Genomic DNA, 23474 nt, shown 5'->3' with positions numbered 1-23474 from the left:
TTGTCTTATCTTTTCTATTCTTAGTTAATTAAACTCAACACTGAGGTTTTAAGGAGCAACCCCTTCTTTGTGTGCAATTATGGCATGTATAACTAGGCTAAGGAAATGAACTTGGATAAGGACGTAAGTGTTACAAATACTACAAAAATCCAAAACGACCTAGAAGAATTCGATTGATCTGTAAATTTCTATAGAGGATCCGGACAGAGCCTCTTTAAATGAACGTGTAGTTCTTTAAGCACTTTAGGGCGATGATTTCTTTCTAGAGTCAGTCTATTGGCTTGATGCCAATATTTCCAAGCTTGATTAAAATCAAGGCGCTGTAGAGATAGGATGGTTAAATAATAAGCAACGGTAGCATTGGTCGGATCTAATGCATAGTAGGTCTCTAGTGTTTGCATAGCTTCCATCGAGCGATTGAGTTGTAGCCAGGTGGTGGCTAATTGAAAAATTCCAGCGCGGTATTTAGGGAACCGCTTTAGCACTTCTTTTAACGTTTTTTGTTTACGTATGATGGAATCTCTGGTTTCATCAACGTTTAAGAACACAGCGCGAATACCTTCCTCATCTATTCTTTTTTTTAAGTAATCTTCTGGAATTGTTTCAGCGGATACAGATTCTTCAAAAGTCAGATTTCGAATTTCTTGTAATATTTTCTTTCCCTGTGCTTTTTCTCCTATCAATAGATAGTTGATTCCTAGAAACATTTTAAGTAGGGGGTCTTGAGGTAAAAATAATTGGGCTTTTTTATATAGGTTTATGGCTTGTTGATAATCATCTTTTTGCCAGAATACAGACGCTTGGTTGATAAAAGCTAAACCGATAACTTCTTTAATCGTGCGTTTTTGTAAAATACGGTTATTAATTCCTAGATAATCCTCGGAAGGTAGATCAATACCTCTAGAAGTTGTTTCAATATTAATCACACGTTCTTTATCGGGATAGCTCAGGTAGATGTGACCAGGGGGAGTAATAATGTCTAAATAAAGATCTAATCTTTGGGCTAAACATAAGTAGAGAATGGAAACCCCTAAGCATACTCCTTGGCGATTATCTAGCACAGAAGGTAGAAAAGTATATAGATCGATATCTTGTGCATGTAAAGAATGGGGAGGGAACCGAAATTGCATTTGTTGGAAGATAAAGTCATTTAATGCACGGATCTTTTCTAAGTCGGAAGAATCGGGAGAGAGGCGTGTTAAAACCTGAAGAGCCATGAGATCTAACATGGTTTCATATTGTTTAATATACTCCAGATTTTCCCTGTCTGATTGAAAAAGCAACAATGCTCGCGCAAGATCGATTTCTTCTGAAGGGGTTTTAAGGACATCTTCTTTACAGGTAAGAGATACACCTTTTTTCTTGCGGTTGGCTAAATTATGAGCAATGGCTTGAATTAGCTGGAGTTGTTCTTGGTTGAGCATTACGTTTGGTTCAAAGGATTGTCTGGTAATCAGAGAGATAATTTCTTTGAGATCAAGGTTAGTTAATGGTGTATTTTGTTGATGAAGTGTTCCTTGACTTAAGAGCTGCCAAGCGCGCTTAAGCGCTGCTTGTCCTTCTTTGGAATCTGGGTAGAGCTCATAAAAAGCCACATGCTGCATGACAGATTTAGGATCTAGGCTATTATACAACGCTTTAAGTTGATTAGTATGTCCATAGAAACCGCTGATAAGAAAAAAAAATACAAGAATTTTCATAGGACCTCTGTAGGAGGAGCTGTAGAGAATGCTAAATTTTGCAAGATAGAACTAAGCCCTTGATGAGAGATCAGAGTTTCTACAGAAGGGCGAAAGCGAAAAGTCCAGTTTGTAGATAACACCTTGCCAGGGATATTGATGCGGTCCTCTAGAGGATTATCCCAGCTTAGAGCAGGAAATAGGCTTAAATACTCTTGTAGTAAATTGATGTGAAATAGACTAGGAGTGTGATGACTATCCCATAAGATCTCTAAGCGTTGCTTTTGTGATAATAAAGGAGAGTACACCCAGTTTTTTGTAGCTGCAAAGAGTTTTGCTTCTTCAGGGGATTCTTGCCACCATAATATGAGTGTTTCTGAATCATGAGTAGAGACCGTGGTTAAACTGATCGGAGTATAGTCTTTAAAGGGAATAAAGCTGCCATCTTCTTCCCATTTTCTCTCCCAACGCATCACTTTAGTGCCACAAATGCCTAATTCTTCTAGGCAAGGACGTATAAAACTAGCTACAACTCCTAAATCCTCTGCAATGGGGAGCATTGTCGTATTTGAAATAAGGGTTTTGAGCATTTCTTGCCCTTGTATAGAAGCTTGTGCTTCATTTGCAGGAATAAAATAACCCTCTTGAGCTGGGTGATTTAAAGGAATAGCCCAAATGCGAAAAAATCCTAAAACATGGTCAATACGGAAAATGTCAAAAAAATTCTCCGCAAATTTCAAACGTTTGATCCACCAATCAAACTGGTTTTTGCGCATTGCATCCCAGCGAAAAAGAGGGAAGCCCCAATATTGCCCATCTAGGTTAAATAGATCAGGAGGAGCTCCTGCTGCAAAGTTAAGATCAAAATATTCTGGATATTGCCATACATCAACGCTTTCTTTGCTAATTAAAATAGGAATATCCCCCATCAATAAAACATGACATTCATCTGCATGGGTTTTTACTTTTTTTAGTTGCTCATAACAGAGAAACTGTAAAAGAGTGTAAAAAAGTATTTCCAAGCGATGCTTAGCAAGTAATTCTTCCCGTTTTTCTTTAGATAGAAGTTGCAATTCTTGTGGCCACGTAGTACAGGGAGTGTTGCCTAATTGATCTTTTAAGATCTTAAATAGAGCATAAGATTGTACCCAATGATTTTCCTCGCAAAATTGCAAGAACGCAGGACTGTTTGTAATTTCAGTTCCTACCCCATCAAAATAAGCGCGTAACCAAAGTAGTTTATGAGCTAATACATCCGCATGAGATACCTTAGGACTTAAGTTAAACTTATGAAAATCTATGAGTTTTTCTTTGAGATCTGGGATCTTTTCCATAAACGGAAGGGCGTATAAGGAGAGATAGATAAAGCTCAAAGCACAGGAGGAGTTGGGGTTATAGGGGCTAGGATCATTGTCCGTGGTATTTAAAGGAAGTAGCTGAATCACATCAAATCCTATCTGTTTACACCAATCAATGATAGGAATAAGATCGAAAAACTCACCAATCCCACAGCTTTGTGCACTGTGCAGGGCAGAGAGGAGTAAATTGATTCCATGGTGGTGTTTAACAGCAACTTTTTCCCACTGTTTACCTGTAATAGAAGAGAGGGGATTCATAGGTTTTTAAGGTTTTATATCAAAGGGGCTTAGTGGTTTTTGTAGGGGTTCAGGACAAAGGTTACTAGTTTGGCCTGTTGCAATGGCTTGTTTCCAGACTTGAGCTTTTGCCATAAATAGGTGAAGAAAATCTAAAACCTCTTTTGCTGTTAAAGAAGGGAAATTAAGGTTAGCAAATAAAACCAATTGATTATTGCGTTCAGAAAATCCAAGTGTTCCCGGTGTACTAGGATCTGCATTGGCTTTCAGCGCATCTCTTAAGACATTTTCGCGAAATTTTCCAGGAGGAACTTCAGAGATAAAGCAAAAGAAGAGGAGTTTTTCTCGGGTAGCATCCGGCTCTAGCTGCACATGCAAGGTATCCTCTATGTTAAGTTTACAGGCTCCTCGTTTATCAGGGGAGAGATGCGTATCCAATAATAGGCTTAAATCGTTTAACAATTGAGCAAACGGGTCCATCATGATTCTTTTTCTCCTTCATCATCTTCTAACTGATCATACAGATCCTCTAATCCTTCGACCATAGCGTTACTAAGCTCTTGCCTATGTTGATTGGATCTGTATAGTCTTCCACTCGTTTCTCTTAGAGCTCTGTGATACAAAGAGAGAAGGGTAATGTCACCTGTAATAGCTAACATCCATTTTTTGAGATACTGCTGAAGAATTTTATCTCCTGAAGGATAACGATCTTGCAAAATCTCCATAAATTGTTTGGCTAGTTCTTCAAAGTTCAGTAAATCCGATAAAGTAAGTCCTTGACGTTTAAATTCAGCAGCAATAAAGGACATACGAGATTTAAAAAAATGAAAAATCCCTAAAATGGCTTGTAATTTACGCGCTTCCGTGAGTAAATTATACAGCTCTCCACGATCAATGGAAGAGCCCTTTGCCTTTAAATCACTGCCTAACGAATGTAGAATAAAGGCAATGACCAATTTCATTTTATCATATTTAAACATGGATAAAAGCGTATTAAAAAGCGTATTACAGTCTCTGGGATTTCCTGTGATTTCTCGGTATAAAGCACGCAGCCCAATCGAGGTTTCTAGACCTTGGATAGAGAATTCTTGTACCTGTGCTGCTATGTTTTTCCCAGCTTTAATTTCTCGACTATAAAAATGATTTAATTGTTCTCTAGCTAGTGCTGCTTGTTTAGATAACTCTCCTGTAGATGTTCGAAGGACAAAATCCAAAGCTTCATCAGCTAAGAAATGATCGGGGTAAATTTCTGCAACTTTTCTCTGTATATCCTCGGCAGTATCTTCTTCTTGCAGCCTTGAGCGCAAAAGTCTAAGAGCTCTTGCTTGGAGTTCTGGATTTCTTTGCTGAAATTCCTTACTGATCTCTTCGATTTGCTCTATTTCTCTAACCTGTTCTTTTTTTTCCGAGCGCTCTTCTTTAGGAGATTTTCTTAACCTTGTCTCTAAGCTTTCTGCTTTTCTCATAAAACCTGGTAGAAAAGCACCTTCTTCCGTCCATTCTTGTAAATCTTCACTAGCCTCTTGTACAATAGCTGCTTTCTGATTAGCCATTTCAGCTTCCGCTGCTTTTTGTGCTTTAGCAGCATCGCTACGAGAAACACCATCAATATGATTTGGATCTGGCATAAATGATCTCTTCTATGAAAGTTGAATCCGACCCAAAGGTTGGACGCGGATTTCAGGTACAATTTCTTGATAGGAAATGACCGCCATATCGGGAAATTCTCCTTCGATTAATTTGCGTACAAATCTTCTTACATCAATGGCAGTGAGTAATACAGGCGGTTGTCCTCCTACAGGAACCGGTGTGATTACATTGCGCATCGCTTGTAAAATCAGCTGTACGGAATCAGGATCGAGTGCTAAGTAAGATCCTGCTGAGGTTTGTTTGATAGCTCCTCTCACTAGATCTTCAATCTCTGGATCTAGAGAATAAACAGATAGGATGGATTGTCCCTGAGAGTATTTGAAACTGATATAGCGTTTTAAAGAAGATCTAACGTATTCAGTTAGCAAGACGGTGTCTTTTTCCGATTGGGCCCATTCTGCTAGGGCTTCTAAAATAGTGCGTAGATCGCGGATGGAAATCTGTTCTTGAATCAGGCGTTTAAAAATTTCAGTCAGCTTTTGCAGAGGAACCAAGCGTGTTACCTCTTTGACTAGATCTGGATAAGATTTTTCAATAAATTCTAAAATACCACGCATCTCTTGAATTCCTAAAAAGTCTGCTGCATGTTGGCGATAAAAATAAGAAAGATGCAAGATCATCACATCTAAAGGTCTCCAAAATTTAATACCTGCCTTTTTTAAGACTTCTTGGTAGCGGTTTTCGACCCAAACAGACGGTTGACCAATCGAGTTTTTCGTAGTGCTAAAGGCAATATTATAACGGCGCAGCGTTTCTGGGTTTTCCGTTGTTAAAAGGGCATTTTTAACAATTTTACCTCTGACGGTTGGCACCTCATTTAAATAGATAGCGTATTCATCAGATTCTAAAGTAGGGGAATCAGTGCGTACGTGTACTCCAGGGAAACGCACTCCTAGATCTTGATAAAGGGCAAGACGCATTTTAGGAATCATATCCTCTACAAAAGTAGAGCCTTGTTTTTCTTTGCGAATGACAGTAGAGAGAGATTTACCCACTTCTAGAACAATGGGAAGAGTCAATGCATAATCATCCGTTCCACCTCGGATCATGGAATGTCCTTCTACATCGGTATCCATTTTTGCCGTAGAAATACCGCCTTGCGCTTTAACTAGGGCTTTATTAGCATTATACCATACCACAAAGCCAACTGTACCCAAAGCAACAGAAATTACGATAAAAACAAGGGTAGGAAACCCTTTAATCAAGCCCATTAAAAAGATCACTATAGCCGCAATCATAATGGCTTTAGGTTGACCTAAGAGCTGTGAGGAGATTTCTTTCCCTAAATGAGAGTCTTTTTTCTCTGAAGAAACACGAGTTGTCACAATACCCGCTGTTAAAGAGATAAGCAACGAGGGAATTTGTGCGATTAAACCACCACCTATAGAAAGAAGGGTATAGGTTTTAGCTGCTTGAAGAGCTGTCATATTGCGCATAGCAACTCCGATAATCAAACCTCCGATGATGTTAATTAATGCGATGACAATCCCTGCAATGACATCCCCCTTAACGAATTTCATCGCTCCGTCCATCGCTCCATACATCTGGCTTTCTTTAGAGATGGCTAAACGCAGCTCTCTTGCTTGATTGGCGTCAATGACACCGCTTCGCATATCTGCATCGATACTCATTTGTTTTCCAGGCATTGCATCTAAAGTAAATCTAGCAGCAACTTCAGCGACTCTTTCGGCCCCTTTGGTTACAACGATGAACTGCACAATGGTAATGATTAAGAAAACAATTCCTCCAACGACGAAGTTTCCTCCAACGACGAAGTTTCCAAAAGTGTAAATAATGTGTCCTGCATATCCATGGAGCAAAATCTGTTTGGTGGCAGAGATCTCTATCCCTAAACGAAATAAGGTGGTGATCAGCAACAAAGAAGGGAAGATCGAAAGATTGACCGCTTTAGGAATGTAGAGAGCTACCATTAACACAGAAATAGAAACAGCTAAATTGATAGCAATTAAGTTATCTAGCATGTTTGGCGAAACAGGGATAATAATCACCATGATTAACATGATGATGAAAAGAGCTAAAATAATATCACTGGATGAATTAATGATATTTAGAGCTCTTTGACTACTTAAGGCGCGCGTGATTCTATTCAGCAAATCTTTCATGTAAATAACTCCATTCCCGATGTCTCTAATGATTCCAGTCCTTCTAGCCACCTTAGGATTTCTGCTACAGCTTGATAGGTCTCTTCAGGTATATAATCGCCAATTGATCCTTTTGCAAAAAGGGTTTGTGCTAAAGGTACATTCCGCATAATGGGAATATTATTTGCTTGAGCTACTTTGATAATCTGATCAGCCACTAGACCCTTTCCCATTGTGATAATTCGAGGGGCGGGCTCTAGAGAAGGATCTGCTTCTGATTTATAATCAATGGCCACTGCAATATGTATAGGATTAGTAATAATCGCTCTTGCTTTTTTAGCAGAAGGTGGACCTTCTTGATAAGCAATTTCCTGTGCGGTTTGCCTCCTTCTACTTTTAATATGAGGATCTCCTTCTGTGTCTTTATACTCCTGACGAATCTCAAATTTTTCCATCATCATCTCTTTAGCAAAGGTTCTTTTTTGAAAAGCGAGGTCAAATATAGCAATTGCTAGAAAAAAGATCCCTATGCGAATAATTACCTTATTTAGAAAATTCGTAAAGACTAAAGCACTCGCTTCTACAGGAAGTGCAGCAGTAGATACAATATCGGGTAGAATATTCCAAACTACCGAGTAGATAATAATTAAAGCTCCTAAAATTTTTAAAATAGACTTAGTGAGCTCTACGAGTGTTTTTAATTTAAAAAGGTTCTTAAGGTTGGTAACAGGATTTAATCGTTTAATATCTGGTTTCATTGCTTGAGAAGCAAACATGGGTCCAATAATCAGAAAGTTCACCAAAACACCAGTACAAGCCGTTATGACTATAATGGGAACGCTTGTTTGAAAGATCACTAAGATGGCTTGTTTAATAATTCCTGGAGCCCGATTGGGTAAATCGATTTGAGTTTTAGAAAGATTGAACATGGCAATCATGTAATCTGCAAGCAGCCTAAAGAGATACGTGGCGCTTATAATGGTGGTCGCTATCGATACTACAAAGGTAAAGGCAGCAGGGAAGTCTTGAGACTTGGAAACCTGTCCTTTTTTACGTGCGTCTCGCAGTTTCTTTTGCGTCGCCTTTTCTGTTTTTTCGGCCATGAGAAAAAAATCCTGTAAAACTTCTTAAAAGTTTTGTAATCGAAGTGCATCTATACTGGCAATATCCCTCAGCGTCAAGAAAAAAAACTAAACAGCATGCTGAACGCAGAACAAACTTACCCCTAAGCCCCCGTGAGCAAGTGGCCAACGTTTTAGGATTTGCATCCCATTTCTTTCTAACTGCGCGCCTTTATCAGAAGGGTAAAGTAGAAAAGCAAAGGGAGTAGCTAGACAATGAGTTTTAAGAAATTGGTTAAAACAGGCAATCAAATCATTAGATTGCATCATTCTTTTACCAAATGGAGGATCTGTTACAATTAAAGTGGGAAGGCAAGAAGGTTTAAAATGAGCTACCTCTGACCTGCAAACAATCACTTGTTTACTAAAACCTGTTTTTTGTAGATGCCTTTGGCTTAAAGCTACCATGTTTGGATCTTTATCCGCTCCAATAGCGCAAATAGAGGGACAGGGTATGCGCTTAGCATCCCAGCTTTGTTTAATTTCCAACCATCGCTTTTGATCAAAGTCTGGATGGGATAAGAACCCCCATTCTTTCCGGAAGTAGCCAGCTGGTGTATTTGTTGCTATACAAGCAGCTTCAATTAATAGTGTTCCTGCTCCACAAAAAGGATCGCAAATAACCTCTTTTGCTGTAAAGCCCGATAGTTTAAGCAGTGTAGCAGCTAGTGTTTCAGGGATTGTAGCAATGCCGCCTTCTTGTTTCCAGCCACGCTTATAAAGAGGAGCTCCAGAGGTGTCTAGACTAATGGTAGCACGCCCTTTATGGATAAATAGATTCAATTGTAGATCAGGCTTCTTGATGTCAACAGATGGTCTCTTTTCGTATTTCTCCCAAAAGTGATCGCAAATAGCATCTTTGAGCACTTGTGCTGCAAATAAACTATTGCGCAAATTAGGATGAGAGACATTTGCATCAATGGCAAATGTTTTTTGCAAAGTTAAAAAGGCGTCCCAATGTACCGTTCGGGATTCTTGATATAAATCCTTTTTATGACGGCAGCTAAACTGTGCAATAGGCCATAGTACTCGATTAGCTAGTCTACTCAAATAGTTTACCAAATACACATTATCCATTGTTTTTGGAAGAAAAATCCCATAATGACCGATACGAACATCGGACACACCCAATTCTTCAATCTCTTTTGCTAGCAATTCTTGCGTGCAATGTGCTGAAGAAATAAATAGTAAATCAAACATGAAATCCTTTAATTATGAAAAAAAATCATCACATCGCCGTCTTGAACGATGTATTCTTTACCTTCAGAACGAACGCGACCTGCTTCCTTAGCCCCCATTCTTCCTTGGTATTTGACCATATCTTCAAAAGAGACTACCTCCGCACGAATAAAGCCTTTTTGCAGATCATGATGGATTTCTCCTGCAGCCTCTGGAGCTTTAGTTCCTTTTTTAATAGGCCATGCTCTAGTTTCCATTTTTCCAGTAGTAAGATAAGTGATGAGTCCAAGACTATCAAATGAGGCTTTTATCAAGCGATTCAAACCTGTTTCCTTAATACCTAAATCTTCCAAGAAATCTAAAGCATCTTTATCGCTTAGTTGGGCTATTTCTTCTTCTATTTTTGCACAAATGGGGACAACGATATTTCCCTCTTTTTCTGCATACGTGCGAACCTTTTCCACATAGGGGTTATTCATATTCGGCAAATCGCGTTCGGAAACATTTGTTACATACAATACTTTTTTATTGGTAAGAAAAGGATAATTCTTCAACAAGACACTCTCTTCTTGAGTAAGAGCTAAAGTACGTAAGGGGTGATTTTGATTCAAATGGTCGCGTGCTTTTTTTAGACACACAACTGTATCTTGAAGCTCTTTTTTTCCCTTAGCCTGTTTTTCTACCTTAACAAGAATATTTTCTACCATCTGTAGATCGGATAAAATCAACTCTAAATGAATCACTTCGATATCATCTATAGGATTGATTTTCCCAGCTACATGGAGCACATCATCATTCTCAAAACAGCGAACCGCATGAATAATGATATCGCTTTCTCGGATATTTGCTAAAAATTGATTACCTAAGCCCTCTCCTTGAGAAGCACCTTTTACCAATCCTGCAATATCTACATAAGTCACAGCTGAGTAGATCAATTTTTCACTTTTAGAGATCTTGGATAGCTCTTCTAGTCGAGGATCATATACCTCAACAATCCCTACATTAGGATCAATCGTACAAAAAGGAAAATTTGCCGCTGCCGCAGCTTTTTTCGTCAATGCATTCCATAAAGTGGATTTACCCACATTTGGTAAACCAACGATTCCACAAGAAAGTTCTCGCATCTTATACCTAGCTTGAAATAGAAAGAGAATAATAGAGCATTCTTTCTGTCTTGACAAGAGAAAGGATATACTTCTAATTAAAAATAATTAGAAATTAAAATTGATTTTATTATGATCAAATGTATAATTAATATTAAATACTAATTACATCAAAGCAATATTAATTTATAAATAATAAAAACGTAAATTTTTTATTAAAATAATAAACTTCTGTTCTTTTTACAATATTTCATTTTATTAGGAGCTTTTATGGCTTGTTCAGTAGTATTTACAACCCCAAGTATTCCGTTAGAAATACCATTAGATTCTACTTCATCCCTTGTTGAAAGGTCCGATGATAAAAAAGGGTTGCAATCCAGAGCTGTTGTTGTTTTAAGTAATACTACTCGTAATGTAGCTGTTATAGAGACAATAAGATTTTTAGCTATTGTTGGATTGATCTGCTCTGCTGTTGCTTCAGTATTGTTACCTGCATTGGGTTTTGCAGCTATAGCAGCCGGCGCTTGCGTATGGAAAAATAGGGTTATTCAATTAGACGAAAAAACTTCGAAAGACTCCGCTGTAACTGCTAGAGAAGTTTTTGATGGAACCTTAACAAGGTCTGCATCAACAGTATCACGAACTAGCCAAGAAAATGATCTTGAGAAAACTATGACAAGAGAAGGTTCGATTAGATCAACAGCATTCATGCAGCCAATAACAGAAGAGATTCGAGAAGAAGGTCCTACAGATGTACAAGAAGCTTTCTTAAATTCTTTGGGAAAGATAGATAGTCTTAGCCTAACAGATCTACATGGCTTATTGACAATCTGTTACTTATATTTGCGCAGGAAGAGTCCAGAAAGTATGCCTAAATCTTTAAGTAAAAAAAGCGGGCTGAAATCGATTAACACACAAACATATTTTGAAAAAAAGCTTAAAAATTATTTTGATGAAGACAGCAAGGAATTCCAGAACTTGGCAAAGTTAGATCCTAAATGGTATCAAATACTACAGGTTAATGATCAACAAAAGCCCCTAGAAAAAGCTAATCCTTCTTTAATTATGGAAACTGTACAAAAGCTACATCAAAAAATAAGTCAAGAGCAAAACAAGTATGAAAACGAAACAGAAAAAAAGTATCATCTTGATAAAGCAAAACATGCTGGAGAATATATTAATCAATTAAAAACTTTTGAGTCTCAAAAAACCCTGCATTTTACAGAAGATGCAAATCCAGATTTATATACTAGTTTAATTTCAGATTAAGAATTGCATAACTGGGTTTTTTTGAAAAAACTGCTCTATCTTGCAAGAAGATGTTATCTTTTGTATAAAAATGTTTATGTGTTTAAACTCTTAATTTGAATGCAAACAAGTATAAAATAATTTTCCAATAAAAAAGTTGCAAATCATCATAAAGTAAGGATTATATGTTATCTATTTCTAAGTGTTACGATACTTTTTGAATCGTATATAAGTTACGCAGTGTAAATAGATAAAATACTGTACATTAAATACTTTATATTCTTAAAAATAACGCTTTTAATATTTTAAATTAATCCGAGGAAATTCTTATGAGTAGTGTAATGTTAAATGCTGCCTGTTCCTTTTTTGATGTGAAAAACATAGAAGAGTCACGACTCCCTTCTAAAACAGGTGCTGTAAGATTTTTAGCTGTTTCTGCCTTAGTTGCTTCTGTATTTGCTTCAGCATTGATACCAGCAGCAATATGCACTGGAGTAATAGCAGCCACTACAGCTGCTATTATGTTAAAAAACAGACAAGTAGAGCAATTAAATGAAAACGAAGTAGTAAATGGATTGAAGGATGAAAGACAAGTAGAGCAATCAAATGAAAACGAAGTAGTAAATGGATTTAAGGATGCCATTAATAATTATACTGAAGAAAAAAAATGCGGTTTATTAACAGCTTGCCTTTCCTGTTTAACAGAAAAAACAAAAGAAATGCCTGAAGAAGTAAAAAAATCTAAAAAATTCTTGTTTTTTTCGTGGAGTTCTCCTAAAGCTACTAAAATGTATCTTGTAAAAGACCTACAAAAATATCTAAAAACATTAGATGCTGACCTGGTAGAACGAAAGAAAAAAAATCAAATAACTATTAAGCTTACAGAAGCTCAAAGAAAGATAAAAGAATTATCTGTAGTCTCAACTTTAAGCATTATAGAACATTTATATGTACAGCTAGACAAACCGCAGAAAGCACAGGAAACAGCAAATTTTATTGAGCAAATTCAATCTGATGCTGACAATTCTAATCAAACTGAAAAATAGCGTTATTTATTAGAGTTCTTCTGAAATCTAAATTTTAATTACCATCTAAGCTACTATACTCGTTTGCATTCAAATTAAGAGTTTGTAAGAGCCTGTTTAAAATCTTTTCAAAAGTGAGGATATTCTGGAGAAAGATTTGGAAAGAGTGTACAGGAAATATTAGAATATATATTAGAAATAGCAAAAAGAAATGCACTTCATACTTTTACAGTCATTTCTAGAAGATGGATTGTAAAGCGTTCTTTTGCGTGGATAGAAAAATGTCGCAGGCTATGGAAAAATTGAGAAAGAAAACTACATACAAGCCTGAATATGGTGGTTCTAGCTTTTATTGATCTACTTTTGAAAAGATTTTAAACAGGCTCTAAGAGTTTGAATGCATAAACATTTTTTATATAAAAAATAACATCTTCTTGAAAGATAGAGTAGTTTTTTCAAAAAAACCTAATTATGCAATTCTTAATTTGAAATCAAACTAGTATATATTGCTTCACTCGTGAGGTGATATGAGATTTGAGAACATTAAAAACCTGAAACCAGAAGAATTCCGCCGCTAGAGAACGTGATAGGAATGTTAAAACGATTCAAAATAATTTCAGACCGCTATCGGAATAGGAGAAAAAGATTTGGATTACGCTTCAGTCTTTTGGCAGGATTGTACAACTATGAACTTAAAATTTAGGTGTTAGAAGAACTCTATTACTTATTTCCATTCTAAGATCTTCTAAAATGAGCAAGCTTATTTTATACAAGTCTTGGGCGATTAGGAGATTCTCTAATATAAAATGATGAATTAATTTTATAAATTTAATTTTTTAATTAAAGGTTTATATGACACAGCTTACAGTACAAGGAAACTTCGATTTATCAAGTAATCGATTAGTGGTTGATTTTGGTAATATATTTCCATTATTAAATAATCAAACCCATCCTGTGTTATTATCTCAACAATCAAATAATCAAGGATCTAAGGTATCTCCTGTTTTGCAACAACCTAGTTTTATTCAAAAACACAGTCTTCGATTTGTTTCATCTGCTTTAGGGTTAGCAGGAGGTGTTGGATTGCTTGTATCCTGTATTTGGTCAGTATTACTTCCTGCTATTGGATCTATAGGAGTTATAGGTATTGCTTATTTAGTAAATAGAAAAATTAGTCCTTTGCATACAAAAGAGATGCCTTCAGGAGCAACTAAAACTCAGAGTCTTTTTGAAGAACAGATAGGAAGCGGAGTAGGTTCAAAGAGTTCATTAAATGAACCTGTTAATAAAGGTAATTTGCAACCACCAAATATTCCACCACTACCGCTGCCAAGTTCAAAGAGTTCATTAAATGAACCTGTTAATAAAGGTAATTTGCAACCACCAAATATTCCACCACCACCGCTGCCAAGTTCAAAGAGTTCATTAAATGAACCTGTTAATAAAGGTAATTTGCAACCACCAAATATTCCACCACCACCACCGCTGCCAAGTTCAAAGAGTTCATTAAATGAACCTGTTAATAAAGGTAATTTGCAACCACCAAATATTCCACCACCACCACCGCTGCCAAGTTCAAAGAGTTCATTAAATGAACCTGTTAATAAAGGTAATTTGCAACCACCAAATATTCCACCACCACCACCGCTGCCAAGTTCAAAGAGTTCATTAAATGCACCTGTTAATAAAGGTAAAAGGATACGAGAAGAAGTTGATGCAGACAAACCTAGTACTTCAAAAGAGTCTATAACCAGTAAAGGATGGCCAGAACAAATTAAAGAAAGACCAAAGCTAAATAAAGTACTTACTATTGACTATATGAGGCAAACTGTTAAAGATTACCCATCGACTTTATTGCTTGAATTAGTTAGAGTTTGTTATGAAAAAGGTCAAGATATTAGCAAATCTAAACTCTCGAATGAGTGGAAAAAATACTTTAGCAATAAAGTGAATAAATTCAATAATAAATTTGATCTAAAAGAACAAATGAAAGATCCAATTAGTTCATGTACGGACAATATTTTTGAAAAAATAAAAGACTTAGATTCTCTTGTAAAAATTATGGAATGCATACAATGTTTGTTAAATATTTTATCTAAATGTCAAAACCTTCCCGAAAAAACACGAAAGTATTGTACTAAAAAATTAAAAAAGATAGAGGATCATATTAAAAAATTAAAAGAGGAAGATTCTGGCATTAGTACTCGGAATACAATTGCTAGTGGTATATTAGCCACAATGAAAAGCAGTCCTATGTTGGAACCAATGAGCAATAGAAGAAAGAGCTTGGTACCTTCTAGTTCAGATTCAGAGAATGAATCTGACCATGATGAAAGCTGGTAGCCTTGAAACCTGAAGCTCTATAAGCTGTTTCTTTGTAAATAATCAGACCAATTATAGCCTATTTCAAATAAACGCTCTCCATCGCAGCAATGGATGAGCTGAAAGAGGCCGCTTTTTGTTCTGTTAAGCTGAGATAGATGGGCTCCTGATTCGAGAAGGATGCCTATATCATGTGCTAAAGAGCGGATATAGGTGCCTTTGGAACAATCTACCTTTAGCTGTATGTAAGGGTAGATGTAGGAAATAAGTTCTATTTTGATGGTAACCGTAACGGGGCTCGTGGGATGAAGATGCCTTTGCGTGCTAAATCGTATCACATTACCACCGCTAATATCACTGACAGAAATGGGTGTATAGAAGCATTTTCACTACATAAAAACCATTTGTTCGGTGTAAAAAATGTTTTAGCAGATGAAAGAAAACTACATACAAGTCCGAATATGGTGCTTCTTGCTTTTATTGCTCTAATTTTGAAAAGATTTTAAACAGGCTCTTAGGCTTTTTATAGGTAAAGTTTAACCGATGCAATAAAGAAACCATAGCTGATGGTGTATAACATATTCCAAAGTGGTCTTTGGCAAAATTGACAACTTGTTTAGCTGAACTGGGAGCTTCTTCTTTTACATAGATTTTTAGTTAGTCTTTTCAAGTTTGAAGTGCACAGAAGAATTAAAAAAAGAATAGGCAGGCGATGAAAGAATCTCTATTGTGATTTTTAACAATCAAACACAAGGAGAGACCTTGCCTAAAGGCTACCATCACCTAACCTATGACCAAAGATGTCAGATTTATATTTTAAAAGCTAGAGGAGATACATCTAGCTCAATAGCAAACATTCTAAAAGTTCATCATAGCACTATTAGTAGGGAACTTAAGAGAAATAAAGGGCAACGAGGATACCGTCATCAGCAAGCTCAAGAAAAAGCATTTCTTAGAAAAAATTCTCAGCCCAATAAAAAAATGACTCCTCAAATAGTTACCCGTATTGAAGAAAAAATCAAGTTGCAATGGAGCCCTATACAAATATCCGGATGGCTTAAAAGACATGGTAAAGAACATGTTAGTCATGAGACCATCTATAATCATATCTGGAAAGATAAACGACAGGGAGGACAGCTTTATAGAGAGCTCCGTCATCGAGGGAAAAAATATAACAAGCAGAGAAAGGGAGCTTCTGGAAGAGGGAACATGCCTGGTCGTATAGATATTAAGCAACGGCCTTGTATTGTAGAAAAAAAGACTCGTTTAGGAGACTGGGAACTAGATACAGTCATAGGGGCAGGACATAAAGGCGTAATTGTATCAATGGTAGAAAGAACTTCCAAGCTAACTAAGCTCGCCAAAGTTTCTCATAAAACTGCAGAGGAAGTAAGTCAAGCGTTAATTGAACAACTTAAACCTATCAAAGATTTTGTACACACATTAACAGCAGACAACGGAAAAGAATTTGCCTATCACCAAATGGTTAGTTTCGAGCTAGAGACAGACTTCTACTTTGCAACGCCCTACCATTCTTGGGAAAGAGGCTTAAATGAGCATACAAACGGACTAGTTAGGCAATATTTTCCTAAAACACAAAGCTTTTTAGATACGACTTCCAAGGATATAGAAAGGGTGGAAACTTTACTAAATAACAGACCTAGAAAGGCTCTCAACTTCGAAACTCCACTAGAAGTGTTTACGAGATTATCTACAAACATGCTATGCTCGGGTGCACAATAGATGTTTTTTCAAGTATTTATATGTTCTTTTTTGTGCACTTCAAGGTTGAAAGGGCCGTTGTTTAAGTTGGCCTTGATTAAGCCGGCATGCCTTTCCTGCATAGTTCAAATTCAGCAATGCTTCTTTGCCACCTTCTAAATAAGTTTTATAGTAACGCCTTTCTGCATGACCGATGGTTTTATTGTTGGTTAATTTATGTAGGCTAGATACCAAGTTAAAAGAGGTTCTGCCAATGGGTTTATTAAATGGCAAAATACCTTCAAAATTAGGCATTAATTTTTACGAGATTTTTGTTCTTCTCGGATCTTTCCCAATACGGCATCAATACGCGCGTGTTTATCCACAGAGGTATCTAACTTAAAGGTAAGGTTAGGGAAGTAGCGCATAACCACTTTTTTAGAAGAATGAACTGCAATGAAGCCTGCAGCAGATTGCAGGGCTTCAATGGTTTCTTCTTTTACCTTTTGATTTCCAATTACACTGATGTATACTTTAGCATGATGAAGATCGCTGGTGATTTCTACTTGGGTTACAGAAACAAATTGATTAACATGCGGGTTATCCACATCTTCACGAATTACTTCTGAAATAACCTCTTTTAGCAAAGAATTTAACCTTGCAACTCGATTTTTTGCCATATTATAGCTCTTGGTCTAAATAGGTTATTTCATAAGCTTGGAATATATCTCCTACTTTAATGTCATTATTGTTTGGCAATACAATCCCACATTCATATCCTTTAGAAACCTCACGCACATCTTCTTTTACTCTTTTAAGAGATTGCATAGTTCCTTTCCAAATGACTTGCCCATCTCGTAATAAGCGCAGCTGAGAAGAGCGCTTAATAGTTCCATCGGTTACCATACAACCAGCAATGATACCTAAATGAGAGGATTTGAATATCGCTTTTACCTCTGCTGAGCCCACATCGTTCTCTTGAGGAATTTTATCTAACATGCTCCGCATTAAAGCTCTTACTTCATCAACCGCATGATAGATAATATCATAGAGCTTAACCGTTACTTTTAAGGTTTTGATTAAATTCTCTGCATGGCTCTCAACTTGGCTATGAAAACCGATAATCATCGCTTTTGTATTTTGCGCTAGTTGTACGTCTGATTCAGAGATCTCTCCAACAGCTGCGGAGATAATATTTAATTCAATTTTTTTAGACTGAATTTTTAACAAAGAGTTTTTTAATGCTTCAACAGAGCCTTGCACGTCAGCACGTAAAATGAGATTAAGAACTTTCTTTTGCACTGAATTATCTAAAAAGTTCTCTAAACCAACTCGTTTAGGTTGTTGCATCATATTGTGATGACGTTGTCCTTCAGAGCGTTTTTGAGCAATTTCAATAGCTTCTTTTTCATTTTTAACGACAATAAATTCGCTACCAGCTTCTGGCAGTCCAGAAAGACCTGTAATTTTTACAGGAGAAGAGGGCCCTGCTGTTGTAATTTCTTTTTTGAGTTCATTGTGCATGGTTTTAACCCTTGCATAATGTTGAGCAAACACGATAGCATCACCTAAGTTTAAGGTGCCATTCTGCACAAGCACGGTAGCAACCGGACCTAACCCTTTGTGCATTTCTGATTCAATCACAGTTCCTCGAGCTCTAGATTTAGGATTGGCTTTTAGCTCAAGAACTTCTGCTTGAAGAGCTAACATTTCGAGCATTTCTTTAATACCTTGCTTTGTCACAGCCGAACAATTTACAGTAATGACCTGTCCGCCCCAAGCTTCTGTTAGCAAATCTTTATCTGCTAATTGACGATAAATGTTGTCTGCGTCAAAGTTTGGTTTATCACATTTGTTGATAGCTACTAAAATAGGAACGCCAGCTGCTTTAGCTTGATCGATGGCTTCTACCGTTTGAGCTTTTATCCCTTCATCACCTGCAATGACAAGAACGACGATGTCTGTTACATCTGCTCCTCTGGCGCGCATAGAGGAAAAGGCTTCATGACCTGGTGTGTCTAAAATGGTAATGTCGCCTGATTCTGTATGACACTTAAATGCTCCGATATGTTGGGTAATATCACCGGCTTCTGAGGAGACAATATTTGATTTGCGAATAGCATCGATTAAACTGGTTTTACCATGATCTACATGCCCCATAAAGGCAATTACAGGGGGACGAATAATCAATTCATCGGTTTGACTAGCTTGAATTTCTTGTTTAATCGTCTTATCAGTAATTCGAAGTCGATCTTCTTCTGTTGTATCAATGGTGATTTCACAGTCAAAATCATGCCCTAATAATTGAATGGTGGTTTCATCATCTAGATAGTCGTTTAAAGTGAGCATAATCCCTTTCATAAACAATTTAGCAACGAGCTGAGATGCTTTAAGTTTCATTTCAGAAGCAAGATCTTTTATAGTAATAGGCAGGTGAATCTTTAATTCTTTAGGCCTAATAACAACCTCTTCTTTCTTGTGAGAACGCATTTTATGATGAGGGCGCCTTCTCCTCCAGCCTTGATCGTCTAAATCATCACGTAGTCCTTTTCTATCACGGGCATCAAATGTTTTTTGCGGTGATTTTTTGGCTGGCCGTATTTCATGAGCTGTTTTAGAACGCTGATTTTTGTCTTCCGATTCACGTGGTGTTGGTTTAAAAGAGTCTTTTTTAGGAGCATCGGAAGCCTTTGGAATAGGTACATCTTTAGATAAAGGAGGTCTTTTTAGAGCACTCGGATATCCAGCTCGAGCGGGATAGGGAGGCCTAGAAGAAGATGGAGTGTTAGGTCTTGTATCTTGCCTAAAAGAGGGGTGTTGCGGAGGGAAATTTGTTCTAAACGGTTGCGGTTTATGGCGATATTCTGGCTTAGCTGTTGAATGAGTGGACTCTGTTTTTACAACAGGAGGCTTCTGCTGAATAGGTTTCCCCTTTGTGAGTTGCTCAGCAGGAGTAGGTTTTAAAGAAGAGAAAGATGGCGCTTCTACCGTGGGAGTAGGGGATAATTCAACCGATAAAGGTTCTTTTTTCTCTTCTTTTTTTCGGAGCACAGGTTTTTTTTCTCGAGTGAGCTTAAGAGCTTCTGCAAGTTGTGCGTTTTTTATATTTATTTTTAAATTCTTGGCCAACTCTTAACCTCTTTTTTTGCGAATTTTTTCTAAAATTTTGTCCGCCATTTCTAAACTGATTTCCGGTATAATTGCCAATTGTTCAGGTGTTGCATTTAACACTTTTCGAGGAGTATCATACCCAGCACTAATTAAGCTTTCTATAATCATTCTGCTGCTAACTTCTTCAATGGTAAGCGGCTCATCTAAAGTTGGATCATCGGCAGAAGCCATTTGTGCGTGCTCAAGATTCATATTAGCTTTGTAATGGCTCATTTTTTGTATTTGTAGATCAGAGCCGCATAGCTCTCCGTTTAAACGGGCATTTCTTCCACCTTTACCAAGAGCTACAGGATAATCTTCATCATTAATCACGATAGTGATGACATTTCTTTGCTCATCAACGATCATTTTCTTAATTTCTATCGGTGCTAATGAGGATTTAAGCAAGGTGGTGGCATCACTGTTAAAAGGGATGATGTCAATTTTTTCATTATTTAGCTCGCGTATGATATTTTTGACGCGATTTCCACGTACTCCTACACAAGCTCCAACAGGATCTACTTTTGGATCTTGGGAACTAACTGCAATCTTTGTGCGATAGCCAGCTGCACGCACTATTTTTTCTATAACAATTGTATCATCTGCAATTTCAGGGACTTCTTGTGAAAACAATTGTGCAACAAATTCAGGGTGGCTACGAGATAAAATCACTTCTGCTCCGCCATTTTCTGTATCTCTTACTTCAAATAGAAGGGCTTGTACTCGATCACCTAAGTTATACTCTTCTGTTTTTGGATAAAATCGGCTAGGTAAAATACCTTCAACTTTTCCTAAATCAATGATTAAGGTTTTTTCTCTAATGACTTTTTTCACTGTACCTGAAACAATTTCATTGATCCGATGACGGTATTCTTCATAAATCACATCTCTTTCTGCATGACGTAATTTTTGAGAGATGATTTGACCTGCTGTGTGTGCGGCAATTCTACCAAAGTTTTGTGGAATAACAGAAATGTCAACAAACTGTCCTAGTTCACAATCGGGATGAAGCACGCGTGCTTCCGCAAGAGAGATCTCTTCTTCTGGAATAGTAACGAGCTCTACTACTTCTTTTTGGGCTATTACATTAATATCTCCTGTCTTAGGGTTAACCTGTACAGAAACATTAATCAAACCGCCGTGGATACTTTTACGAGCAGCCACGTATAGCGATTCTTCGATCGCAGAAATTACTACATCTCGTTTAATTCCTTTTTCTCTTTCAAGATATTCGAAGATTGCGACTAGATCTTTGTTCATCTTGCCTCTTTTTCTCTTAGTGTTTACTTTTGACTTAAATAATTAGTCAGAGTTAGCATTTGTTGTTTAAGATAAAACATATCAGCTCAGCATAAATTAAAAAATTTAATTTGTACTGAGCTGTATTTTTACTCTTCTGGGTGGTTATTAGGTTCTTTTGAAGAGGTTTTCTTACGCTTTTTGTCATGAGAAGAAGCTTTAGATCCTCCTACGACAATATCGTCTCTGTTAAATTTATTTTCATCAATTAAGTACTCTTTAATGGATAAGCCAATTTTTTTATGTTCGGGATCAAGCTTAATTACTTTAGCTGTAATTTCTTCTCCTTTATTAACCACTTCTTCTACTTTTCCAAAAGGTTGATCGGAGAGTTCTGTTACATGCACTAGAGCTTCAATTCCGTTAGAAAGCTCTATGAAAGCACCAAAGGCTGTGATTTTTGTAACAATTCCTTGAATTAAAGATCCAATAGGCATTGTTTTTTCAATACTCTCCCAAGGGTTATTGCTTAGCTGTTTTAAGCCAAGAGTGATTTTCTTACTCTCTTTGTCTACAGATAAAATCACAGCATCTACTCGATCACCTTTCTTAAGCACTTCTGAAGGATGTGACACTTTTTTAATCCAGCTCAAATCAGAAATGTGAATTAACCCATCTACACCTGGCTCTAGCTCTACGAAAGCGCCATAATTGGTCAAATTACGAATTTCTGCATTCACACAGCAATCGCAAGGGTATTTTTTTTCTACATCGTCCCATGGATTTTTCTCTGTTTGCTTAAGCCCGAGAGAAATCTTTCCTTCTTCTTTTTGAACAGAGAGAACAATAGCTTCTACTTCATCTCCTTTATTCACAACTTCGCTAGGATCTGTTACATTTTTTACCCAAGACATTTCTGATACGTGAATGAGCCCTTCGATACCTGGTTCAATTTCGATAAAAGCCCCATAAGGAACAAGGTTAACGATTTTGCCTCTTACCCGTGTGCCTGAAGGGTACTTCTTTTCAATTTCTTCCCAAGGATTGGTCTCTTTTTGCTTCATTCCTAAAGCAACGCGCCCCTTTTCTTTATCGACATGCAGGATGATTACTTCTAGCTCTTGTCCTAAAGAGACCATCTCCGAGGGATGCTTAATTCTCTTCCAAGTCATGTCTGTAATGTGTAGTAGACCATCGATGCCATCGAGATCTAAAAAGACTCCAAAATCGGTGATGTTTTTTACGCAGCCTTTGCAGATTTCCCTTTCGTGAATATTTTCTAAAAGCTCTGCTTTACGTGAGATACGCTCTTCTTCCAAAATTTCGCGGCGGGACACAACGATATTTTTACGCTCTGTATTGATTTTTAGGATCTTAAAGTCATAGCTTTGTCCAATAAACTCATCGAGATTTTTAATGCGTTTATTATCAATTTGAGAACCTGGTAAAAAAGCTTCCATGCCAATATCCACCATGAGACCGCCTTTTACTTTGCGAATGACTTTTCCTTTGACAATAGAGCCTTCTTTACAATGATGTACAATGTACTCCCATTGTCTTTGGCGACGAGCTTTTTCTCGAGAAAGTACGATTTGTCCATCTTCTCCTTCTGCCTGATCAAGATACACTTCAATGGAGCTGTTTTCATCGAGTTCTTCAGTGTCAGAAAATTCATTGATTGGAACAAGTCCTTCAGATTTTAACCCTACATCTATGATCACAAAGTCTTTTGTAATTTCTACAATTTGACCCATTAAAATTTGACCAGTATTCATTAACGCGACGGAACCTTTTCCGGCAATTTCCTCTTTTTTGTTGAGTAAATTTTTGAATTGTTTGGCTTCTTCCTCTTGAAACTCAGCATCATCGATGATGTTACTTACGTTCCAGTCGTTTAATTCTTTGTTAGACATTTAAGGGTTTCTCCTGCGTTTTATTGATAAGGAGAAAGACTATCAAATGATTCGTAATAAAATCAATCGTAATTTCACCTTCATTCTCTGGATAGGGGAGAGATGTAAAATCAGATTGTCAACTATTGCATGTTATGTCTTTTCAAGTTTGAAGTGCACAGAAGAATTAAAAAAAAGAATAGGTAGGCGATGAAAGAATCTCTATTGTGATTTTTAACAATCAAACACAAAAAGAGACCTTGCCTAAAGGCTACCATCACCTAATCTATGACCAAAGATATCAGATTTATATTTTACAAGCTAGAGGAGATACATCTAGCTCATTAGTAGCGAACTTAAGAGAAATAAAGGGCAACGAGGATACCGTCATCAGCAAGCTCAAGAAAAAGCATTTCTTAGAGCCTGTTTAAAATCTTTTCAGTAAGGCATCATAGAAGCATTTTCACT

20 protein-coding genes and 2 pseudogenes are annotated in these 23474 nt (G+C 37.0%); 7 read left to right on the top strand and 15 right to left on the bottom strand.

Annotated features, from left to right (window positions below):
• Positions 1-188: 188 nt before the first annotated feature.
• From RHABOEDO_RS07625 to ychF, 8 genes are all read right to left on the bottom strand, one after another.
• Positions 189-1700 (bottom strand): transglutaminase family protein, encoded by a 1512-nt coding sequence (locus RHABOEDO_RS07625; RefSeq protein ID WP_215216933.1) that lies wholly within the window; start codon positions 1698-1700, stop codon positions 189-191.
• Positions 1697-3295, bottom strand: coding sequence for a 4-alpha-glucanotransferase (locus RHABOEDO_RS07620; RefSeq protein WP_215216932.1), 1599 nt, complete (start codon positions 3293-3295; stop codon positions 1697-1699). The genes RHABOEDO_RS07625 and RHABOEDO_RS07620 overlap by 4 nt, the downstream gene beginning before the upstream one ends.
• Before the next feature lie 6 nt (positions 3296-3301).
• Complete coding sequence (locus RHABOEDO_RS07615; RefSeq protein ID WP_215216931.1) at positions 3302-3757, bottom strand: CesT family type III secretion system chaperone; 456 nt, start codon at positions 3755-3757, stop codon at positions 3302-3304.
• A complete protein-coding gene (locus RHABOEDO_RS07610; protein WP_215216930.1) occupies positions 3754-4902 on the bottom strand; it encodes an HrpJ domain-containing protein in 1149 nt (382 codons plus the stop codon). The genes RHABOEDO_RS07615 and RHABOEDO_RS07610 overlap by 4 nt, the downstream gene beginning before the upstream one ends.
• Positions 4903-4914: 12 nt before the next feature.
• Positions 4915-7047, bottom strand: coding sequence for a type III secretion system export apparatus subunit SctV (sctV, locus tag RHABOEDO_RS07605; protein ID WP_215216929.1), 2133 nt, complete (start codon positions 7045-7047; stop codon positions 4915-4917).
• The gene (gene sctU, locus RHABOEDO_RS07600) at positions 7044-8129 is read right to left on the bottom strand and encodes a type III secretion system export apparatus subunit SctU (RefSeq protein ID WP_215216928.1); all 1086 of its coding nucleotides are present in this window, start codon (positions 8127-8129) and stop codon (positions 7044-7046) included. Before sctU ends, sctV begins: the two co-directional genes overlap by 4 nt.
• 87 nt (positions 8130-8216) lie before the next feature.
• Positions 8217-9347: a THUMP domain-containing class I SAM-dependent RNA methyltransferase gene (locus RHABOEDO_RS07595; protein WP_215216927.1), complete on the bottom strand. Its 1131-nt coding sequence runs from the start codon at positions 9345-9347 to the stop codon at positions 8217-8219.
• A gap of 8 nt (positions 9348-9355) precedes the next feature.
• Positions 9356-10450: a redox-regulated ATPase YchF gene (ychF, locus tag RHABOEDO_RS07590; RefSeq protein ID WP_215216926.1), complete on the bottom strand. Its 1095-nt coding sequence runs from the start codon at positions 10448-10450 to the stop codon at positions 9356-9358.
• 249 nt (positions 10451-10699) lie between these two features.
• On the opposite strand from ychF, the gene RHABOEDO_RS07585 reads away from it, so the two are divergent.
• The 5 genes and pseudogenes from RHABOEDO_RS07585 (at position 10700) to RHABOEDO_RS07570 (ending at position 15045) form a co-directional block, all read left to right on the top strand.
• On the top strand, positions 10700-11698 hold the full coding sequence (locus tag RHABOEDO_RS07585) for a hypothetical protein (RefSeq protein WP_215216925.1): 999 nt from the start codon (positions 10700-10702) through the stop codon (positions 11696-11698).
• Between the two features lie 308 nt (positions 11699-12006).
• Positions 12007-12723: a hypothetical protein gene (locus RHABOEDO_RS07580; protein ID WP_215216924.1), complete on the top strand. Its 717-nt coding sequence runs from the start codon at positions 12007-12009 to the stop codon at positions 12721-12723.
• 117 nt (positions 12724-12840) lie between these two features.
• Positions 12841-13080 (top strand): annotated as a pseudogene (locus tag RHABOEDO_RS10910) (IS5/IS1182 family transposase); the annotation flags it as partial.
• Positions 13081-13279: 199 nt separating this feature from the next.
• Positions 13280-13405 (top strand): annotated as a pseudogene (locus tag RHABOEDO_RS07575) (IS5/IS1182 family transposase); the annotation flags it as partial.
• Between the two features lie 149 nt (positions 13406-13554).
• Positions 13555-15045: a hypothetical protein gene (locus RHABOEDO_RS07570; protein WP_220017505.1), complete on the top strand. Its 1491-nt coding sequence runs from the start codon at positions 13555-13557 to the stop codon at positions 15043-15045.
• A gap of 17 nt (positions 15046-15062) precedes the next feature.
• Here RHABOEDO_RS07570 and RHABOEDO_RS07565 read toward each other — a convergent pair whose 3' ends face one another.
• On the bottom strand, positions 15063-15362 hold the full coding sequence (locus RHABOEDO_RS07565; protein ID WP_245397498.1) for a pseudouridine synthase family protein: 300 nt from the start codon (positions 15360-15362) through the stop codon (positions 15063-15065).
• Positions 15363-15501: 139 nt separating this feature from the next.
• Positions 15502-15675 (bottom strand): winged helix-turn-helix domain-containing protein, encoded by a 174-nt coding sequence (locus tag RHABOEDO_RS11560; RefSeq protein ID WP_215217736.1) that lies wholly within the window; start codon positions 15673-15675, stop codon positions 15502-15504.
• A 78-nt stretch (positions 15676-15753) separates the two neighbouring features.
• On the opposite strand from RHABOEDO_RS11560, the gene RHABOEDO_RS07555 reads away from it, so the two are divergent.
• Positions 15754-16767, top strand: a complete 1014-nt coding sequence (locus RHABOEDO_RS07555) for an IS30 family transposase (RefSeq protein WP_215216525.1) — start codon at positions 15754-15756, stop codon at positions 16765-16767.
• Between the two features lie 39 nt (positions 16768-16806).
• Here RHABOEDO_RS07555 and RHABOEDO_RS11810 read toward each other — a convergent pair whose 3' ends face one another.
• The 5 genes from RHABOEDO_RS11810 to rpsA all read right to left on the bottom strand — a co-directional run bounded on the left by RHABOEDO_RS11810 (position 16807) and on the right by rpsA (position 23027).
• Positions 16807-17019 carry a hypothetical protein gene (locus RHABOEDO_RS11810; protein WP_215217413.1) on the bottom strand — a complete coding sequence of 71 codons (213 nt, stop codon included), beginning with the start codon at positions 17017-17019 and terminating at the stop codon, positions 16807-16809.
• A gap of 20 nt (positions 17020-17039) precedes the next feature.
• Positions 17040-17405, bottom strand: a complete 366-nt coding sequence (gene rbfA, locus RHABOEDO_RS07545) for a 30S ribosome-binding factor RbfA (RefSeq protein ID WP_215217412.1) — start codon at positions 17403-17405, stop codon at positions 17040-17042.
• Between the two features lies 1 nt (position 17406).
• Positions 17407-19854, bottom strand: coding sequence for a translation initiation factor IF-2 (gene infB, locus RHABOEDO_RS07540; protein WP_215217411.1), 2448 nt, complete (start codon positions 19852-19854; stop codon positions 17407-17409).
• Between the two features lie 3 nt (positions 19855-19857).
• Positions 19858-21135 (bottom strand): transcription termination factor NusA, encoded by a 1278-nt coding sequence (gene nusA / locus RHABOEDO_RS07535; protein ID WP_215217410.1) that lies wholly within the window; start codon positions 21133-21135, stop codon positions 19858-19860.
• A 128-nt stretch (positions 21136-21263) separates the two neighbouring features.
• Positions 21264-23027 (bottom strand): 30S ribosomal protein S1, encoded by a 1764-nt coding sequence (rpsA, locus tag RHABOEDO_RS07530; RefSeq protein WP_215217409.1) that lies wholly within the window; start codon positions 23025-23027, stop codon positions 21264-21266.
• Positions 23028-23233: 206 nt separating this feature from the next.
• Between rpsA and RHABOEDO_RS07525 the strand changes: the two genes are divergently transcribed.
• Positions 23234-23437 (top strand): hypothetical protein, encoded by a 204-nt coding sequence (locus RHABOEDO_RS07525; RefSeq protein WP_215217408.1) that lies wholly within the window; start codon positions 23234-23236, stop codon positions 23435-23437.
• The last annotated feature ends 37 nt before the right edge of the window (positions 23438-23474 follow it).

The sequence above is a fragment of the Candidatus Rhabdochlamydia oedothoracis genome (assembly GCF_019453995.1).
Classification (GTDB): domain Bacteria; phylum Chlamydiota; class Chlamydiia; order Chlamydiales; family Rhabdochlamydiaceae; genus Rhabdochlamydia; species Rhabdochlamydia oedothoracis.
This window is presented reverse-complemented; position numbering and strand designations above follow the sequence as displayed.

Coding starts and splice junctions, on each gene's coding strand:
- RHABOEDO_RS07620 (WP_215216932.1), bottom strand. CDS start 3,295: ATGAATCCCCTCTCTTCTATTACAGGTAAACAGTGGGAAAAAGTTGCT.
- RHABOEDO_RS07570 (WP_220017505.1), top strand. CDS start 13,555: ATGACACAGCTTACAGTACAAGGAAACTTCGATTTATCAAGTAATCGA.
- rpsA (WP_215217409.1), bottom strand. CDS start 23,027: ATGTCTAACAAAGAATTAAACGACTGGAACGTAAGTAACATCATCGAT.
- ychF (WP_215216926.1), bottom strand. CDS start 10,450: ATGCGAGAACTTTCTTGTGGAATCGTTGGTTTACCAAATGTGGGTAAA.
- nusA (WP_215217410.1), bottom strand. CDS start 21,135: ATGAACAAAGATCTAGTCGCAATCTTCGAATATCTTGAAAGAGAAAAA.
- RHABOEDO_RS07595 (WP_215216927.1), bottom strand. CDS start 9,347: ATGTTTGATTTACTATTTATTTCTTCAGCACATTGCACGCAAGAATTG.
- RHABOEDO_RS07625 (WP_215216933.1), bottom strand. CDS start 1,700: ATGAAAATTCTTGTATTTTTTTTTCTTATCAGCGGTTTCTATGGACAT.
- RHABOEDO_RS07585 (WP_215216925.1), top strand. CDS start 10,700: ATGGCTTGTTCAGTAGTATTTACAACCCCAAGTATTCCGTTAGAAATA.
- RHABOEDO_RS07615 (WP_215216931.1), bottom strand. CDS start 3,757: ATGATGGACCCGTTTGCTCAATTGTTAAACGATTTAAGCCTATTATTG.
- RHABOEDO_RS07580 (WP_215216924.1), top strand. CDS start 12,007: ATGAGTAGTGTAATGTTAAATGCTGCCTGTTCCTTTTTTGATGTGAAA.
- rbfA (WP_215217412.1), bottom strand. CDS start 17,405: ATGGCAAAAAATCGAGTTGCAAGGTTAAATTCTTTGCTAAAAGAGGTT.
- sctU (WP_215216928.1), bottom strand. CDS start 8,129: ATGGCCGAAAAAACAGAAAAGGCGACGCAAAAGAAACTGCGAGACGCA.
- RHABOEDO_RS07610 (WP_215216930.1), bottom strand. CDS start 4,902: ATGCCAGATCCAAATCATATTGATGGTGTTTCTCGTAGCGATGCTGCT.
- sctV (WP_215216929.1), bottom strand. CDS start 7,047: ATGAAAGATTTGCTGAATAGAATCACGCGCGCCTTAAGTAGTCAAAGA.